The following is a 15,524-nucleotide window of genomic DNA, read 5'->3' as shown; positions in this document are numbered from 1 at the left end:
TTGACAATAAAAATACCGCCTCCGAAGAAGCGGCAATATGAAAAGGTTATGAATTATTACATTTACTTCGACACTATCATAATATCATGGCTTGACATGGCTGTGTCGGCATACTTGCGGCATGAAAGCGGCATTTATACGGCAAGTCTAATATATTCGCTGATTGCCTTGGTTCTCCATGACCTAAGAGTACGTTCTGCTATCCTCATTTTTGATGCTGTTTCTTGCGCGGTTAGCCCTTCAATGTACCTGATCCGCAACAATCTTTCATAGTCTGGCTTATACTTTTTGATCGCAGTAAGTACGTCATCTATCTGCTTAAGCTCAGCTTGTATATCTTGATACTCCGCCACTCGCTCCAAAACTGCATCCAGATCAGCTCTCTCATCATAGCCTCTGGCCGCCATAACTTTAGCTAATTTCTGCCTCAGCTCCTGCAGCAGTTTCGTATCTTCCTCATCATATCCGACAACCTTGACAGCTCGCTGCTGGCTTTGGATGCCGGAAGGGTACTTTCCTTGCAAATACGTATGCGCTACTGTTTCCAGCTTCTGCTCCCGCTTAGACAAATACATATAGCTTGGCAGCCTGCGCAGCTTGCGGTGCAGTTCCTGCAGCTGGTCATCCTCATTAAGCCGACTTACCGTAATGCCAGCACCAACGGAATAGTTGGATAACAGGTGCATGCGCGCTTGCAGCCGCTTGTAGTTCGTTAATTGCTCAATGGCTTCCTGTTCTGTCATTCGGTTTCACCTACATGCCTTGTATTCCACGCTTCAATAGCTTCTTCGCGGCTGCCGTACAAGTAAACGCCCATTGAAGCATCGTCACATTCATAGTTTGCGATTGGGCAGCCTTTGTTTTGTTCGTGCACGTGGCTAATTTTGAACGACAACCCCGAATACGGATCGTTCTCATAGTCAGCCATTCGACTATTCCCTTCTCGGTCGCTGACCGTTAATTTCGCTCCGCCGCCGCAAAATGGGCAAGGCTTAAGTGTTTGTTCACTCATCTAGTTCATCCTCCTTAGGCTTAAACATCTCGCCTAATGTTTTGTCAGTAGTCACTGTGGCCATACCGTCCCATAGCTCGCGGATCTCAATCACCTTAACCTCGACTGCCTCTCGCTGCTTGGGTGTTAGGCAAATAAACATAGCTTCTTGATAATGCCGTTCAGCTGCAGCGTAAGCTCTCGTATGCAGCACGTTCATTGCTTCCTGGAAACTTTTCAAGCTCATAGACTTAACGCGCTGGAAGAAGCGCCGTAGCTCTCGTTCGTATTCAAAATCTTTGCTCATGCTCCCTTCACCCTTTCTATGCGGGCCTTTAAGGCCTCTAGCAATTTATCTTGTGTGGCTGCTTTACCTTCAAGCGCAGCCATAACATCCTCGTCAGCTCCACCCTGTACGACCAAATGGTGCAAGATGACCTTTTGCGTCTGCCCTTGTCGATGCAGGCGCCCGTTAGCTTGCTGGTACAGCTCCAAGCTCCAGTTCAATCCAAACCAAACCACGTGATTACCTCCGTCTTGTAAATTAAGCCCGTAGGCCGTGCTGGCTGGGTGCGCTAACCCCACATCTATTAGCCCAGCATTCCAATCCGCGAAATCTTGCGGCGTCTTTAGTTCTCGCACCCTCAGGCTGGTCTTGCTCAGGGCCTTCATAATCCGCGTCTTATCATGCTGGTAGCTGTAAAACACCAAAGCCGGCTTGCCGTTCAACTGCTCAATCAGCTCCGTAAATGCCTCGATCTTGTTGTCATGAATCTCATGGACGTTGCGGTCCTCGTCGTACAAAGCGCCATTGCAAAGCTGAAGCAGCTTGCCTGTAAGAACTGCTGCACTCGTTGCCGTAATCTCCGTACCTTCAAGCTGAAGCAGCATTTCTTTCTCGAATTTCTCATACTGTTTCTTTGCTTGTGGATCCAAAACGACAGGTATCACGTTCGTAATGGCATCCGGTAGCTCCAAGTAGTCCTCTGCCTTCATGCTGATGCAAATATCCGCTATTCGCTGCTGAATTAATTCATCGGCTCCAGGCTTCGCTGTATAGCCAAAGCCGTTGTAGTTCTTGTCAAAGTATCGACTCCGGTATTGCGTAATGTTCTTCTCGAGTCGCTCTCCTTGGTCAAGCAAATAAATCTGCGCCCATAAGTCTAGTAAACCGTTTGGGGCAGGTGTGCCGGTTAGACCAACGATGCGCTTGATATGCGGTCTGATCCAGCTAAGTGCTTTTGTGCGCTTCGCTGCGTGATTCTTAAAACTGCTTAACTCATCAATCACGACTAGATCAAACGGCCATGCGTTCCGGTAGTATTCTGTCAGCCATACCACGTTATCCCGGTTGATCACGTAAATGTCGGCTGGCGTGTTCAGCGCTCGTATCCGCTTATTCTTATCCCCAAGTACTGGCTGAATCCGCAAATGATGCAGATGCTGCCATTTGCTCTGTTCATTCGACCAAGTCGCCTCTGCAACCTTCTTCGGCGCAATCACCAAAGCCTTACGGATGGCAAAGCGGTTATATTTCAAGTCATTGATTGCCGTTAAGGTGATAACGGTTTTCCCAAGACCCAAGTCCAGAAGCAGGCCAAGGGCCTCATCCGCCAGAAGCCGGTTAATGCAATACCGTTGATAGTCATGCGGTATAAACTTGGCTTTTGGCTTATCGACTATTGCTGCAGCTCCCACGGTGGCAAACCTCCTTGAGCCTGCATGCGGCTTATAATCTGGTCAACTGCTTCTTTGCTGTCGATGATCTGTACGGGTAGTCCCATACTGGCAATCATCCGTTGTTGGTTAAGCTGCAAAGCTGTTGGCTTACCGCCGGGTGCTTTCAGCTCAATAAAAGCAACCCTGCCACCTGGAAGCATCACGATACGGTCAGGTACACCTGCATTGCCCGGACTGGTCCACTTATATGCCTTACCGCCTGCAGCTTTTGTTTGCTTTACGAGATACTGCTCGATGTCCCGTTCTCTCATGTTCCAACCCTCTCAATCTATCGTGTACACTTTCTCGCACGCGTACGCGTATATATGCGTTTTTTAGGCGTGTTAGGCGTTACGCGCGCATTACATTTTCTCTATTCTTTCTATTTTTTCTTTCTATAGTAATCAAGGTTGACATAGTTTACATTTAACTGTTACCGTTGATATTACTGCGTTTTCGCGTCAACTTTGTGTGTCAACCTTCTCGTTTTTCAAAGTTGACAAGGTTGACGTATCCAAATTTTACAAGGTTGACAAATCAGCCGTTTTTCAATCAAAGTTGACACACAAGGTTGACACTTTAATTGCGGATATACCCGCCTTTGATCTTACCGTGAACGCCAAAACGGTAAACGTTGTTGTATTTTTGCCAGCCCTCCAACTTATCCAAGATAGCGTTTATCCTTATCGCTTCCGAACGCCGCAATGCCTTCGACTCGCCGCCAAGGGCTTCCAGCCATATCTCCTGTGCGCATATGCGGTCCCGATCCACAAGCTCTCCTTCGTACTTGCCGAACTCACCGCTCCAGAACAGCTTGCGATCCGATAACGATCGTTGCAACCAGTCAGGCGGCACTTTGCGTTCAACGAACTCAGATACAATGCCTTCCCAAGGATCCGTTTCAGCATGGAGCTCCTGCTGCTGCTTCGCCACTTGCTCAAGCTCATTTGACAAAATCAGTGGTTCACCCATCTTCCAGCGCATAACGGCTTCTGCCCATAATTGATCAATCTCGGCATCCAGATCCTGAAAAACACTTTTAGTACGCTCCTGGACTCCGCAGTCTATCGGCCAGAAGCGCCGCCCGCCTGTAGGGTCCTTCAAATAATGGTCATCGTTTGAGGTACCGAAGAACACACAGCGCCGCGGATGCTTCTCTGTCTTACGAGCATATGCCGCTCGATATTGATCCTCAGTACGAGACAAGAAGCCCTTTATCATTTTGACATCAGACCGGCTATACGCGCCCATCTCGCCAATTTCGACGACCCAGGCATTCTGCAGCAGCTCCGCAGCCTCTTTGCCCTCGAATGTTTCAATGCTGTTATTAAACCAGTGTAGCCCCATTTTCTGCAGCAAGGTCGTTTTGCCTAGCCCCTGGGCGCCAGTCAGTACCGGCATCGTGTCATATTTGAGCCCTGGCTGCATGGCCCTGGCCACAGCTGCCGTGAATGACTTACGCGTAACAGCACGCACATAAGGTGTATCCGCTGCACCAAGGTAATCGATAAACAACCGGTCAAGCCGTGGCTGGCCATCCCATGTGAGCTTGCTGAGGTAGTCAGTCACTGGATTAACCTGATTACTCCGTGCGCAAAGCACCAAAGCGTCTTGTATAATCCCCTCCGTGCGGAAACCTAGCACGCCTTGAATGTAATCCCGTAATCCACTATCGTCATCATCGCGCCATTGAAACGGGCCCTGCTCCACATTTCGAGGAGCCCAGGGCAGCGGTGCAATCCCCATGAGCTGATCGGCAAACGTGTCCATAAGGATACGCCCCTTTAACGCCGGGTCATGATCGAGCACTACTCTTACATTTTTGCTTGTCTTGGTTGGAGCACCGTTGCTGTTAATATCCAGCTTCTTAATCCAAGACATATCAGCAGTACCTGAATCTACTTCTTTAATAGAAGGAACAGAATCATTGAAGCTTTCTATTGCCTTTTCATAGCGCTCCTGCATCATCAAACCTGCGACAGGCTCTTGCTCCATTGCAAAAGCAACCATCGCCGTAAAGCTCGGTAAACGATTGGTCGGTGTACCAGGCGCTGCCTCGTCGTCCTGATCGCCAAACTTATGCAGGCGTACAAGGTCAAAAGCATTAACCAGCTTGCCGCTGCAAGGATCCGTTGCGTGATGCGAATACAAGAATTGCCCATCGTCATAGACAACCGCACCGCCTGTTGTTGAGCCACCAACATAGGTTAAGCGGCTGCCGTCCTCTGTTGGTGTGTACAAACCGGGTAAAAAGGTGTCGATCGCTTGCTGGATGTCATAGAGTCGGCAGAAGGCACCGACTACACCAGGCTTAGTTGTCGGATCGCCTTGCTTGGCTGCTAAGCGGACATGCTGCTGCGCAGCTCCCGGCACCTGTGGCCACTCCGACCAATCGCGCCAATCGGCATACATGGCCAGCACGCCATCAGCGTCCAAAAACGGCTTATCACCATAGGTAAAGACATACTGACTGTCATTGCTGCAGCTCGGCCAGTACATTAGCCTCGTTGCTTGGAAGGTTGTCGGATCACAAAGCTCAATGCCAATAATTGCAGCGATCTTACGGGCAAGCGGCTCATATTCATCTGCAGTAACGGTACGGTTAAGAGGGAAGAGAGCTCGGAGCCGCGGACGAGCCTCTTCATGCTTACGCGTGCTATAAACCGCATAGCTGCAGCCTAATGCCTCAACGCGGCGCAGCACGTCGTTCGTACCACCCGCCGGGATCGCGTCAAGGTCAAGCGTAATGACATCGCGCCCTGTAACCGCTGACGCCTTGCGGCGACCATGAGCCAAAGCGCCGGCAACGAAGCCGCCGACGTCCTTCAGGTCATCCTGCTGGCTCTTTGGCATCGAGAGGTATTCCGCTAGCGTTTCTGTGCCACGTACCGCCGTGCGCAAGCGCTCCACTAGCTCCGACCACATTAAGGTTTGCGCTGGCCAGTGCGTTGCCTTACGATTACCAGCGGCAGATATAATCAGTTGTCTATCATAATGCAAAACTAGCTGCATGCTGCGGCTCTCCTTTATTTACAAATAAATACAGATAAGGTATAATGAAAAAACGTTAGGCATTACTTCCGAAAGGAGGAAATGCGCTATGAGAAAAAAGATTAGGCTGTCGATTGATTTCCTAAAGAAAGTTTTGACTATCGAATTTTTTATTTAAGGCTAAGTTGAAATCACGACAGTGCGCATAGCGCTGGCTAAGGTTCAGTATTTCTGAATCTTAGTTAAGCGATAATAATAAAATATAAATTTGCGTTAAATTAAACTGTTCTAACATTAAAAAAATATTTATCCCCCTTCTTCGTTGTATCTCCTTCTATACCTGTCTCTATAAAATTCAACTAATCCCTCTTGTTTTAATCTCGAATACTTAACTGCAATAACATGTTCACTTTTTCCTAATGCGTAAGATAAAGAGCGTACGTTATCTGTTTCATAAAACATGCATAAATATTCGAGATCATCAACACTAAAAGGCTTACCGTGATTAGGGTGGAAGTCAGGATGCGCAACCATTCGTCCTTGTTTGTCGTACTGTATACCGTCAATCAGATCCTGCTCAGGAATAGGCTTACGTTCAGGTTGAAATTGAAGCCTCAACACAACATATCACCTCGGTTAATTGCTCAAAATTAAGAGTTAATATATAAAAAGAACAAACATTTTAACTCTTAACAGCAAACTCAATATACTTCCCTGCTTTACGTAAGTCCTCAAGCCCACCCTTGTGCGATGCACGCGATACATATTTCAGAATATTCCCTTTGCAATAGCCAATGAACTCCTCTGGTGTCAGCTTTGCACGGATATAATCAATCGTCTCGATACCACCTTGCGTATAGTGAGCAGGGCTATTTACGTTGTCAGCGGTTTTATTAGTTACCCCAAGACCGCGAAGAGCTTCAAGCTCAGCGATAGCCTGCTTAGCTTCCAGCGCTGTCTGCTTCCAGTTGTTGCGATCCTCTAACATTTCAGCAAACTGTACTTGCACCTCAGCAGCATGCTTACTCAATTGATCACGCTCAGCCATGATTTCTAGTAGCAGCTCCTGAGTTTCATTGTCGTTATCGTTCCACTTCTTCAAACCTTCTTCCAGTTCTAAGCACCGATCGAGTAGAATTTTAGCCCTATTTGCGGAATCCTCGTGCAACTTGGATAGCTCTTCATAGTCCTTTTTCAGACTCGTATGCTCAATCCTTAGCTGCTGCAATTCCTGGTTGAGCGAGTCCCATTCGGCTAGCTTCTGTTCATAGTCTTTCAAACTAGCATTTTGCACTGCCATATCCTCAGGCTGTGCTGCAGAACCAAGTAGCTCCTTTGCTTTAATCTGATCCAAACCGACCAATCCCCATTTCTTTAGGCGATAACGTAGCGTACCTTTTGGTATGCCAACTTGCTCCTCTACCTTGTGATAACTTAAACCTTGGGCAATAAGACCAATAACCTCGTGCTTATCGATCTCTTTAGCTGTTCTTCGTTTATCCTTAGCCTGATCAGCTGCTTTAGGCTCGACGATAGAAGCATGCTTCGAGCCTTCAAGAACCGTTGCCTTAGCAGCGCCAGTCCGTGCAAAGTGATCTTCCATTTCTTCGGGGCTCATCTTGTACGTTTTCACTGGACCGCTGCCAGTGCTCGCCTTCTCGCGTTCTCGATCTGGACGAGGTACAGCTGTACGATATGCTTTAACCATTTAATTAACCTCCTATCAAACAAAAAATATGGGAAACAGAATAATATATTGGTATAATGTTCCTATTCCACTAAAGAAATGAGGGACATTATGAGTAAAGATAAACAAAAATTAAAGGTTGGATTAGTTATGCCAATCGCAGCTATTGATGGATTAGGTGCTGATCACTGGCTTGAAGTAAAAAAGATTCTCATCGATGCTTTAGATGAAAACGAAACTTATGAATTTGAAACCAAAATAGTAAGTGAAGGTGAAAGTGTAGGTTTGATCCATAAGCGAATCGTTCAAGGGCTTTATACTTCAGACATCGTTGTTTGCGATGTAAGTTGTAGAAACCCAAATGTAATGTTTGAATTAGGTATGCGTCTTGCTTTCGATAAGCCGACTGTAATCATCATAGACGACAAAACTAATTTCACATTCGATGCTGGAGTAATAGAACATTTAAGCTATCCTAGAGATTTAAGATTCAACAAAGTCGTTGAGTTCAAGCAAAATTTAGCTCACAAGGTCATTGCCACATACCGAGATTCTCAGAAAGATCCAGATCATTCGCCGTTTTTGAAGAGTTATGGACCATTCACCGCTGTAAAAATCGAATCTACCGAAGTTTCAGAGCAAGGTAAGATTTTAGAGATTCTCAGTGATCTGCAAACTGATATGCGTCGTATTACTTCTAAAGTTACTCGACCTGCCGAGCTAAATGAGACTACTTGGGATGCATTAGATCGCGATATAACCCGACGAACTCAAGAATTAATTAAGCTGAACATAGAATCAATTGATTTTGATGACATCGATAGAGAAACTGATATTTTGACAGCTATTATGCGAGAAGAATTTAAAACTGTTCCTCCTTCATTAATAAGATCAATAGCTAAAAAGCTTTTATTTAATTACAAAAATCCTAATCCTTCTGATAAAAGTTTGTTGTAAAGCCATCACCTTTAAGTGGCAACCCCTGCGCCCAGGGAATCGGCTCACTCATCAGCTGCAGAATGTGGTCAAGCTCATCGTGATTATCACCTTCGATGCCAACCTCATCGTGGACATGCAGCACGATCTCATAGCCTGCTTGATCCATTCGCATGAGTGTAACCGCAAGGCAATCTCTCGCGATCGCTTGCACCACGTTCTCCACTAGCTTGCCGCCATAGGTATTAAGCTCGGTCCACTTTTTGCTCGTTTGGTCCATGCCCCAATAGTGGAGCGCTTGCTTACCGAAGTCGTTTTCCCTTAAAAACGGCTTCGCATAGTACAGCTTGCGCCCACTTGGTAGGGTAATGGTGAAGAAGTCTTGTTGAGTAGCGTAATGGCTTTCACGCTGCATCAGCAGCCCCTTAACGCCAACCGGATGCCCTGTCTCCATAACCTCGATAGCTGCATTCTCCAAGCTGTACCATAGATCAACGATACGCCGATTGGCGTTGCGCCAGCGCGTGACAATCTCAGGCAGCTCATCCTCTGTAAGTCCTTGTTCAAGCGCGCCCATACTGATCAGCGCACCTTTACCACCTTGATAGCCTAGCGCGAGCTCCGCGACTTTACCCTTTTGACGCAAGTCGCTACCCTTCCCGATCTGATCAAGGGGCACTCCAAACATTTGAGAAGCAGAAGCTTCATAGATTTTGCCGTGCGTTGCGAACACTTCAAGCCGCCACTGCTCACCGGCCAGCCAGGCAATTACCCTTGCTTCAATTGCGCTAAAGTCGGCTACATGCAACAGCCGTTTATTTGGCACGGTGAAGGCTGTACGAATAAGCTGACTTAATGTATCCGGCACATTGCCGTACATCAGCTTCAGCATTTCTACCTTTTTGCCAACTACGAGCTGCCTTGCGAACTCTAGCGTTGATAGGTAATTGCGAGGTAGATTCTGAATTTGAACAAGCCTACCTGCCCAGCGGCCAGTACGGTTAGCTCCATAGAATTGCAAGAGTCCTCGCACTCGTCCATCCTCGCAGATAGCCGTTTGCATCGCCTGATACTTCTTAACGCTCGTTTTGCTGAGTTCCTGCCGGATCTCAAGTACACGTTTTGCTTTGCCTTCATCCAGCTTACCAATTAACTTACTGACCGTACCTTTTTGCAGATTTTCAACCTCTTCGCCGATTTCCTCTTCTAGCCACTTACTTAGTTGCTGTACGCTCTTAGGATTATCTAAGCCGGTTAACGCTACAGCTTCAGCTCGAAGCTCGCCGGTTACTTGATCGTCAACCGCAAGCGCCCCCTCAACCATCTGCAGATCGCAATATAACCCGCGAGCATTGATGCGCTGGTCAAGGTGCCACAATTGCCACTCTTGTTCCGGCACTGGAAAAACAGACAACCTATGCTGGATTTCCATTTCAGCTACAACATCACCGACACAATACTCTTTGAAAAGCCGCCATTTCTCAGGCTCATGATGCGGCAGCGTCCTGGTGCGCATGACGTTGGACTTGGTAGGCTTACAAGGCACACAGAACGTGCGGATCAGCGACATGCCTGTACCAAGCTTGCGCTTATCCTGCGGGATGCCTAATGCTTCACCCACCGCGCCTAGACCTGCTGTGTAGCCGCAATACAAGCCGTGTACCTGTGTGCAGCGCCATTGCTCAATTGGTGAATAAAAGAATCGATTCAAGCAGTACCACTCAAAAGCGGCGTTGTATGCATGTTTGATTACATACGGATCTGCGAGTGCTTGAACGACCTCAGTAGGCAAGTACTCACCTTGCGCCAGGTCAACAATTCGCACGGGCTCACCATCGAAGCTATAGGCAAATAAGAGTATTTGGAAATCAGGCGATTGCGCATACTTGTAAGTTCCTGCTTTCTTAATGTCAACGCCGCTATACGTCTCGATGTCAATATTGAGCTGTCTCATACTGTCTCCCTTCAGTGATAGAGAAAGGGGCTCTAATAGAAGAACCCCTTGCTGTTTTGCCTTAGATGCCCCAAACGCCGCCGTTAACCGGCTTGCCTGTGATTGGATCTATTTGCTGTGATGCTTGCTGCATCGGCTGAGCTGGCTGCTGTTGATATGCCGGTTGACCGTATCCGTAGCCCTGTTGCACAGGCGGTTGTTGCCCATACTGTGGAGCTGCTGGCTGCTGGCCATACTGCGGCACTACTGGAGGTTGACCATAAGGCTGTTGAGGAGCATCCCATCCTGTAAATGGCTGCTGATACCCTACACCAGTTGGAGCACCGCCAAATGCTTGCTCTGCGCTAATACGTCCACCTAGAGGCTCACCGTCTCGGATGATTTGTACAGGACCAAGCCCTGCACCTATGCCGCGATTACCGTTAGAATCGAACGGAAAGAAATTAACATTCACCCTTGCGTATACACCGCTATACACTTTCGTTTGCTCAAGAATAGGATTCAGATTTACATCGACAATCGATTGCTGCTGCTTACTACTAGCCGTTATCACCCAATGACCTTTTGCTTCTTCACCAAAAGGCTCGCCGTTTTGACGAACTCCATCCCCATCCCAAACTGGTGTTTTTAGTTGAGGAGGTCTAGCACCTTTCCATGCAGTTTGAACTCCTTTGGTCGTAGCCGCTTGGATAGCTGCTTGAATACGCCCCATTGTCGCCGAATCGGATTTTGGGATTAAGATAGTAGTACTGTATTTCGCTTCTTTGCCAGGTTGATTTGAATAAGGTTGGAACAAATGAACATAACTTAGTCTCACTTCACCTGTTGTCACGTTAGTCGCTTCAAGATTTGACATTTTCGCATTTCTCCTTTTTGACTTTGATATTTATGAATTAGCCGGTTGACTAAAAGCATCTTCCGGCGAAACTCTATTCGTGATCGGCGGCCGCTTGTCACCAACAGGCACAAGCGTAGGCGCTCCCGGTAACTTGATTACATGGCCAGTATCTTCGAGCAGTTCCTTATACTGCTTCTTATTTTCAAAAAGCTTTTCAGTTGCAGCGGCTGTAATAGGCTTGCGTTCATACAACAAAGCCTCATCAACGCCGTTAGCCTTCAAATGGGCAAAGGCTGCATCAAGATCAGCAAACTGTCTTAATCCTCTACCTTCAACCGCTTTCCAGCCTTCGACCTCGCCGCCAGCAAGAGTATGAGCAAGGGCTGCTTCCTTCAAACTGTTGTACCATTTAACAATCCCATCAGCTCTTTGCAACACCTCCCCTACTTCATCCCAGCCGATAAGCGGCGGCTTAAGCGGGGCTATCTCCTCTACGGACAAGAGCTGTTCAACTCTCGCACGGCAAGTATTACGAGCTCTGCAGAATCCGCAGTGCTCACCAATTACATACTCGCCCTCACCTTTATATGCAGCCTGTGCGATCGGCTTAATGGATTCGCCCCAAGCTAACAGATCGTTAACAGGCAAACTCCATTCGCTCGGCTCATCCCACACTTTAGGCTGTACGATTGACAGGTGTACCGTCTCGATCTCATACAGCAAACTGTAATGACGTAGTGCTCCAAGAGCGTATAGCATCATTTGAGGGTTCTGTTCAGCGGGAACGGGTACGCCCTGCCCATTTTTATAGTCGATAACGTGAAGTTGCTTACCACCAATAATGATGCAGTCACTCGTACCGAACGACTCAGGCACATATGTTGTTAGGTCCACCTTGCGCTCTATGGTGATATAAGGTTGTGAGCTGAAGCTGTGAACGATCCGCTGTATATTTTCCAGATACATGTCGGTATGGGTATCCATTTCAGGCTCATACAGCTCGTGCTTCTTAAACTTCCGCATGGCAGCAGCAAACTTCTGAGGACCCATTGGCTCTACAAAATGCTTTCGCAGTTTAAGCTCCGCGATTTCGTGAGCTAATGTACCTTTCTTAGCAGCTTCGCTCGTTGTGTCTGGGAGCGAGGCCTCCAGCCTAGCGCTTGGTGTGCAGTGGAGCCAGCGATGGGCCCCACTTGCAGACAGCAGCGCATGGTCACGATCGGCATGCGCAACTTGACTCATATCTTTGCCCCCAAGCTACGAAGGAACAACGCAAACTCCCCATAGAGCGACTTATCCAGTTGCATAAGAGTTGTCGCACCTCGCTGATTAAGCCATGCCGTAAGCTCAGGTCCTCGACCAGCATCAACAAGCGGGCCTGCTGCCACACCTAACTGATCGATTGTGTAAGTCGGCGCGGATGATACCGGCACTTGCTGCTGTGGCGCTGGCTGTGTTTGCGGCTGTACCGGCACTGATTGGACAGGCTCTTGCTGCTGTGCTACCGGTGGCTGGGTATAGACTGGCTGATCGTAGTATGATGGCTGCTGTGCTGGAACTTGTGTAAATGCTTGAACTGCTGCAGACTGGCCTGCAGATGATGCTTGCCCTAAGCCTGCTGCTAATGCGGATAATTCCAATAATGATTCCTGGGCGTTCTCGCCGTTAATGATGATTTGTACTGACATGTTGCTCTGCCTCCTCGTTAAGTTCATTGATACAAAACTTGCATACCTCTTCGCCATTCCACTCGCGCAGAAAGGCTTTATCTACCTCACAGCCGCATACATAGCAGCTGTGCTCGGCAACTAATTGAAATACTTTGCTCACTGGCCTCACCGTCCTAACATGCGCCCAATCTTGATGCGACACTCTAGGCAGATCCGCTTACCGTTAAAATCTTGTAGCTGATCAAGGCTATCACAAAGCACACAACCAGGCGTATACTTTTTAACAATGACTTGATCGCCATTGACATAAAACTCGACTGGATCCCCTTCTTTAATGCCTAACGTGCGACGAATTTCTTTAGGGATCACAACACGCCCTAAATCGTCCATACGACGAACAATACCAGTAGCTTTAAGCATCTTGCATTTCTCCTCTCGCCAGTGCTATACTGGCATCAAATAGATTTTTGTGTTTAGACCTTTGAAGCTCCTACCCTTCAAGGGTCTTATTAATGTCTGCCACTTCGCATTCAATCCACCACACTGCTGCATGGATGACTTCCGGATCCGCGCTGGTACGGCGATTAAGTAGTTGCCAGCGTTTGCGTAGCAAGTCATACTTACGATCTAGCAAAGCCTGTCGCATTAGCTCTCACCTCCTTCATTTAGTCACTTACTCTCAGATCGATGTCTGGTACAATGGTTTGCGGCTTAAACGTTACACGGTAATGATATGCGCTCACGCTTGCAGGCTCCAGCTGCTCAGCAAAGTACGTTACATTATCAGATAGCCCTAAAAAGTGCTTTTTGTATTGGTCCTCACCTGTTTTGCAAGTCACTGTTAGCTGCACAGATCGATCATCTTGGTTACCTAAAGAGCAACGCCCCTCGATGGTTAACATATAGCTATCAGTGATTCCGTTGTAAAAAACGATACGGCGATCAATCTCAAAGTTGTCCGCGGCTTTTGATAGGTTGCTAGATGCAACGTCAGCATCTGTACAAGCAGCTAGCATTATTACCAAGCTTAGTAAAATGGTTAATAGTGAAATTTTTTTCACGATATACACTCCTTCGATATTTCAATTCAAATCTCCAACTCTTGCTCCAATTCTTCAATTCGCTGGACGATATCTTGCAACCACCCGTAATCTTCCATTACATAGGCTAGAAAAGATAACTGCTTTAATTCGTCGAGTTGGCGAACCAGCTCGTAATTGCGTTTAATTAGCGGAATGATCTGCTGCATAAAAGCTGCGTCGATTACTGTGTTCCCTTTCACATCCGTGTTCATTTCCCATATTCGGGCTAGATCACGTTGCAAAGGATGAATACCTACAACAGTGCTCATGACGCTTCACTCCTTACTTTGTTTTCACATAGTTGGCTGCCCGCTGTTCGGCTCTCCATGCTTCCAATTCATTCAGCCTAAATTTGATGATGGGTCGACGAGAACCCTGCACGCCGTAACGCTCATGCGGTATTTGTTTCTGCTGACAAAGTCGATAGACTAACTTTTCAGAAATGCCAAGATGCAGCGCTGCTTGTGTGACGTCTAGTGTTTCATCCGTTTGACCGGATAGCTTTGCTAGGATACGCTGCTCAACTGCCGCGACTTCTTCGGCAATGGCAGCTCTGATCACAGCTTCAATGGAGAGATTCATTTGTGCTTCACCTCGCTCTCTATTAAAATTTTCCATCCTCTGTTAAAATGGAATTGTCTAGATTCACATATCTCCAAAGGGAGGAGGCGTTTATATTGAAAATGAAAGGCGTTTTATCTGGCTGGATAAAGGCCTTCGGATGGGAAAACGGTGTTCTCGAAGTCTGGTTTTTAGATAACCGCCCAGTAGCGATCCATTATAACGTACCGTACGAAGCATACGAGAATTTGTTTAACGGTTCTGACTTTGGACGCAACTACATGGCACTTTGCAAAATCTACCCGCCGCGAAAAAGCGGCTAGCGTGGCGGCTCGATCGTTTCAAAGTCACTACCATACCTTGCCGTGAAACCCTCCCAGCGGAGCGCTACTGTATTCATTGACACAATAACTTCTCCGATAATCATGTTTTCCTCCAAATAACGGGCCAGTGGTTTTGCAAGCTCGGCAATTTCAAGTTGTTCTATAGTCGGTTCTGCCGCCGCAACCACGGCGGTTTCTTTTTCAAAAAAATTGTCTCTGCCCAACAATTGTTGAATCGGTACCCCAAGAAAATCAGCCACAGCTACGACTTTATCAATAGATGGATAATTTACATTCCAGCGATAAATAGTTTTCCCTAAGCCCAATTCATCCCCTAATTTAGGGATTGATGTCCCATTTTGTTCGCATAGCTTTTTGATTCGATTAACTAAATCCATCTCTTCTCACCTCGCATTCTGATTGTCGCATTTATGCGACTAATTGCCCAAAAAAATTTCGACTGCTTCTTGTTGGGTTAGTTGAATAGCATTAGCAATTTTATGGACTTCTCCAATTGTGAAGGAAATGCCTTCTGATTTTACTTTGCGATAGAATGTACTTCGATCTACCCCAATCAAATCAGCAACGGCTTCCTGAGTAATGCCAGCTTCAACAATTTTACCGCGGAGCTTTTGCATATTTGTTTTCATGTTAAGTCTCATTCCTTTCGCTGTGCTCAAGGCACAAAAATACAATGAAAGTTGCACCATCAACCCTACCGTTTGATGATATAATGTACTCGGATAAGCAGATATACTACAGAGCACGGGGA

General features: G+C 47.1%; 22 protein-coding genes. 2 read left to right on the top strand and 20 right to left on the bottom strand.

The window, feature by feature from the left end:
- Positions 1-134 precede the first annotated feature (134 nt).
- The 8 genes from KJS52_RS00110 to KJS52_RS27240 form a co-directional block, all read right to left on the bottom strand.
- Complete coding sequence (locus tag KJS52_RS00110; RefSeq protein WP_213512512.1) at positions 135-743, bottom strand: ECF-type sigma factor; 609 nt, start codon at positions 741-743, stop codon at positions 135-137.
- Complete coding sequence (locus tag KJS52_RS00105; RefSeq protein ID WP_213512510.1) at positions 740-1,012, bottom strand: Lar family restriction alleviation protein; 273 nt, start codon at positions 1,010-1,012, stop codon at positions 740-742. Before KJS52_RS00105 ends, KJS52_RS00110 begins: the two co-directional genes overlap by 4 nt.
- A complete protein-coding gene (locus KJS52_RS00100) occupies positions 1,005-1,238 on the bottom strand; it encodes a hypothetical protein (RefSeq protein ID WP_213512508.1) in 234 nt (77 codons plus the stop codon). The genes KJS52_RS00105 and KJS52_RS00100 overlap by 8 nt, the downstream gene beginning before the upstream one ends.
- A 56-nt stretch (positions 1,239-1,294) precedes the next feature.
- Entirely contained in the window at positions 1,295-2,689 is a 1,395-nt protein-coding gene (locus KJS52_RS00095; RefSeq protein ID WP_246562997.1) for an SNF2-related protein, read from the bottom strand.
- Positions 2,671-2,982, bottom strand: a complete 312-nt coding sequence (locus KJS52_RS00090; RefSeq protein ID WP_213512501.1) for a PDDEXK family nuclease — start codon at positions 2,980-2,982, stop codon at positions 2,671-2,673. The genes KJS52_RS00095 and KJS52_RS00090 overlap by 19 nt, the downstream gene beginning before the upstream one ends.
- 307 nt (positions 2,983-3,289) lie before the next feature.
- The gene (locus tag KJS52_RS00085; protein ID WP_213512499.1) at positions 3,290-5,722 is read right to left on the bottom strand and encodes a virulence-associated E family protein; all 2,433 of its coding nucleotides are present in this window, start codon (positions 5,720-5,722) and stop codon (positions 3,290-3,292) included.
- A gap of 285 nt (positions 5,723-6,007) precedes the next feature.
- Positions 6,008-6,319, bottom strand: coding sequence for a DNA-entry nuclease (locus KJS52_RS00080; protein ID WP_246562995.1), 312 nt, complete (start codon positions 6,317-6,319; stop codon positions 6,008-6,010).
- A 64-nt stretch (positions 6,320-6,383) separates the two neighbouring features.
- Positions 6,384-7,304 (bottom strand): DUF3310 domain-containing protein, encoded by a 921-nt coding sequence (locus KJS52_RS27240; protein WP_246562993.1) that lies wholly within the window; start codon positions 7,302-7,304, stop codon positions 6,384-6,386.
- A gap of 195 nt (positions 7,305-7,499) precedes the next feature.
- Between KJS52_RS27240 and KJS52_RS00070 the strand changes: the two genes are divergently transcribed.
- On the top strand, positions 7,500-8,345 hold the full coding sequence (locus KJS52_RS00070) for a hypothetical protein (protein ID WP_213512497.1): 846 nt from the start codon (positions 7,500-7,502) through the stop codon (positions 8,343-8,345).
- Here the strand turns inward: KJS52_RS00070 and KJS52_RS00065 are convergent.
- The 10 genes from KJS52_RS00065 to KJS52_RS00020 form a co-directional block, all read right to left on the bottom strand.
- Positions 8,317-10,278: a DNA polymerase gene (locus KJS52_RS00065; RefSeq protein WP_213512495.1), complete on the bottom strand. Its 1,962-nt coding sequence runs from the start codon at positions 10,276-10,278 to the stop codon at positions 8,317-8,319. The two genes, KJS52_RS00070 and KJS52_RS00065, sit on opposite strands and share 29 nt — an antisense overlap.
- 61 nt (positions 10,279-10,339) lie before the next feature.
- On the bottom strand, positions 10,340-11,134 hold the full coding sequence (locus KJS52_RS00060; protein ID WP_213512494.1) for a DUF2815 family protein: 795 nt from the start codon (positions 11,132-11,134) through the stop codon (positions 10,340-10,342).
- Positions 11,135-11,164: 30 nt separating this feature from the next.
- Positions 11,165-12,358, bottom strand: a complete 1,194-nt coding sequence (locus KJS52_RS00055) for a DUF2800 domain-containing protein (protein WP_213512492.1) — start codon at positions 12,356-12,358, stop codon at positions 11,165-11,167.
- Positions 12,355-12,804, bottom strand: a complete 450-nt coding sequence (locus KJS52_RS00050) for a hypothetical protein (protein ID WP_213512490.1) — start codon at positions 12,802-12,804, stop codon at positions 12,355-12,357. The genes KJS52_RS00055 and KJS52_RS00050 overlap by 4 nt, the downstream gene beginning before the upstream one ends.
- Entirely contained in the window at positions 12,782-12,946 is a 165-nt protein-coding gene (locus tag KJS52_RS00045) for a hypothetical protein (protein ID WP_213512488.1), read from the bottom strand. The genes KJS52_RS00050 and KJS52_RS00045 overlap by 23 nt, the downstream gene beginning before the upstream one ends.
- A gap of 5 nt (positions 12,947-12,951) precedes the next feature.
- The gene (locus tag KJS52_RS00040) at positions 12,952-13,206 is read right to left on the bottom strand and encodes an AbrB/MazE/SpoVT family DNA-binding domain-containing protein (RefSeq protein ID WP_213512486.1); all 255 of its coding nucleotides are present in this window, start codon (positions 13,204-13,206) and stop codon (positions 12,952-12,954) included.
- A gap of 70 nt (positions 13,207-13,276) precedes the next feature.
- Positions 13,277-13,432, bottom strand: coding sequence for a hypothetical protein (locus tag KJS52_RS00035; RefSeq protein ID WP_213512477.1), 156 nt, complete (start codon positions 13,430-13,432; stop codon positions 13,277-13,279).
- A 19-nt stretch (positions 13,433-13,451) separates the two neighbouring features.
- Complete coding sequence (locus KJS52_RS00030; RefSeq protein WP_246562991.1) at positions 13,452-13,847, bottom strand: beta-sandwich lipoprotein; 396 nt, start codon at positions 13,845-13,847, stop codon at positions 13,452-13,454.
- A 26-nt stretch (positions 13,848-13,873) separates the two neighbouring features.
- On the bottom strand, positions 13,874-14,137 hold the full coding sequence (locus tag KJS52_RS00025) for a DUF7667 family protein (protein ID WP_213512475.1): 264 nt from the start codon (positions 14,135-14,137) through the stop codon (positions 13,874-13,876).
- Positions 14,138-14,150: 13 nt separating this feature from the next.
- Complete coding sequence (locus tag KJS52_RS00020; protein WP_246562988.1) at positions 14,151-14,486, bottom strand: helix-turn-helix domain-containing protein; 336 nt, start codon at positions 14,484-14,486, stop codon at positions 14,151-14,153.
- A 59-nt stretch (positions 14,487-14,545) separates the two neighbouring features.
- On the opposite strand from KJS52_RS00020, the gene KJS52_RS00015 reads away from it, so the two are divergent.
- Complete coding sequence (locus tag KJS52_RS00015) at positions 14,546-14,752, top strand: hypothetical protein (protein WP_213512473.1); 207 nt, start codon at positions 14,546-14,548, stop codon at positions 14,750-14,752.
- Here the strand turns inward: KJS52_RS00015 and KJS52_RS00010 are convergent.
- Both KJS52_RS00010 and KJS52_RS27235 read right to left on the bottom strand, forming a co-directional pair.
- Positions 14,749-15,150: a helix-turn-helix domain-containing protein gene (locus tag KJS52_RS00010; RefSeq protein WP_213512471.1), complete on the bottom strand. Its 402-nt coding sequence runs from the start codon at positions 15,148-15,150 to the stop codon at positions 14,749-14,751. The genes KJS52_RS00015 and KJS52_RS00010 overlap by 4 nt on opposite strands.
- Positions 15,151-15,189: 39 nt before the next feature.
- A partial coding sequence (locus KJS52_RS27235; protein ID WP_246562986.1) for a helix-turn-helix transcriptional regulator occupies positions 15,190-15,524 on the bottom strand: 335 nt, incomplete at its 5' end.

The organism is Paenibacillus montaniterrae (assembly GCF_018403185.1).
Lineage (GTDB): Bacteria > Bacillota > Bacilli > Paenibacillales > Paenibacillaceae > Pristimantibacillus > Pristimantibacillus montaniterrae.
Note: the sequence above shows the minus strand (reverse complement) of the source record. Positions and strands in the feature narration are given on the sequence as shown.

What these genes read in the sequence shown, in the direction of transcription:
- KJS52_RS00110 (WP_213512512.1), bottom strand. Translation starts at nt 743, where the DNA reads ATGACAGAACAGGAAGCCATTGAGCAATTAACGAACTACAAGCGGCTG.
- KJS52_RS00105 (WP_213512510.1), bottom strand. Translation starts at nt 1,012, where the DNA reads ATGAGTGAACAAACACTTAAGCCTTGCCCATTTTGCGGCGGCGGAGCG.
- KJS52_RS00100 (WP_213512508.1), bottom strand. Translation starts at nt 1,238, where the DNA reads ATGAGCTTGAAAAGTTTCCAGGAAGCAATGAACGTGCTGCATACGAGA.
- KJS52_RS00090 (WP_213512501.1), bottom strand. Translation starts at nt 2,982, where the DNA reads ATGAGAGAACGGGACATCGAGCAGTATCTCGTAAAGCAAACAAAAGCT.
- KJS52_RS00085 (WP_213512499.1), bottom strand. Translation starts at nt 5,722, where the DNA reads ATGCAGCTAGTTTTGCATTATGATAGACAACTGATTATATCTGCCGCT.
- KJS52_RS27240 (WP_246562993.1), bottom strand. Translation starts at nt 7,304, where the DNA reads ATGGAAGATCACTTTGCACGGACTGGCGCTGCTAAGGCAACGGTTCTT.
- KJS52_RS00070 (WP_213512497.1), top strand. Translation starts at nt 7,500, where the DNA reads ATGAGTAAAGATAAACAAAAATTAAAGGTTGGATTAGTTATGCCAATC.
- KJS52_RS00065 (WP_213512495.1), bottom strand. Translation starts at nt 10,278, where the DNA reads ATGAGACAGCTCAATATTGACATCGAGACGTATAGCGGCGTTGACATT.
- KJS52_RS00060 (WP_213512494.1), bottom strand. Translation starts at nt 11,134, where the DNA reads ATGTCAAATCTTGAAGCGACTAACGTGACAACAGGTGAAGTGAGACTA.
- KJS52_RS00055 (WP_213512492.1), bottom strand. Translation starts at nt 12,358, where the DNA reads ATGAGTCAAGTTGCGCATGCCGATCGTGACCATGCGCTGCTGTCTGCA.
- KJS52_RS00050 (WP_213512490.1), bottom strand. Translation starts at nt 12,804, where the DNA reads ATGTCAGTACAAATCATCATTAACGGCGAGAACGCCCAGGAATCATTA.
- KJS52_RS00040 (WP_213512486.1), bottom strand. Translation starts at nt 13,206, where the DNA reads ATGCTTAAAGCTACTGGTATTGTTCGTCGTATGGACGATTTAGGGCGT.
- KJS52_RS00035 (WP_213512477.1), bottom strand. Translation starts at nt 13,432, where the DNA reads ATGCGACAGGCTTTGCTAGATCGTAAGTATGACTTGCTACGCAAACGC.
- KJS52_RS00025 (WP_213512475.1), bottom strand. Translation starts at nt 14,137, where the DNA reads ATGAGCACTGTTGTAGGTATTCATCCTTTGCAACGTGATCTAGCCCGA.
- KJS52_RS00020 (WP_246562988.1), bottom strand. Translation starts at nt 14,486, where the DNA reads ATGGAAAATTTTAATAGAGAGCGAGGTGAAGCACAAATGAATCTCTCC.
- KJS52_RS00010 (WP_213512471.1), bottom strand. Translation starts at nt 15,150, where the DNA reads ATGGATTTAGTTAATCGAATCAAAAAGCTATGCGAACAAAATGGGACA.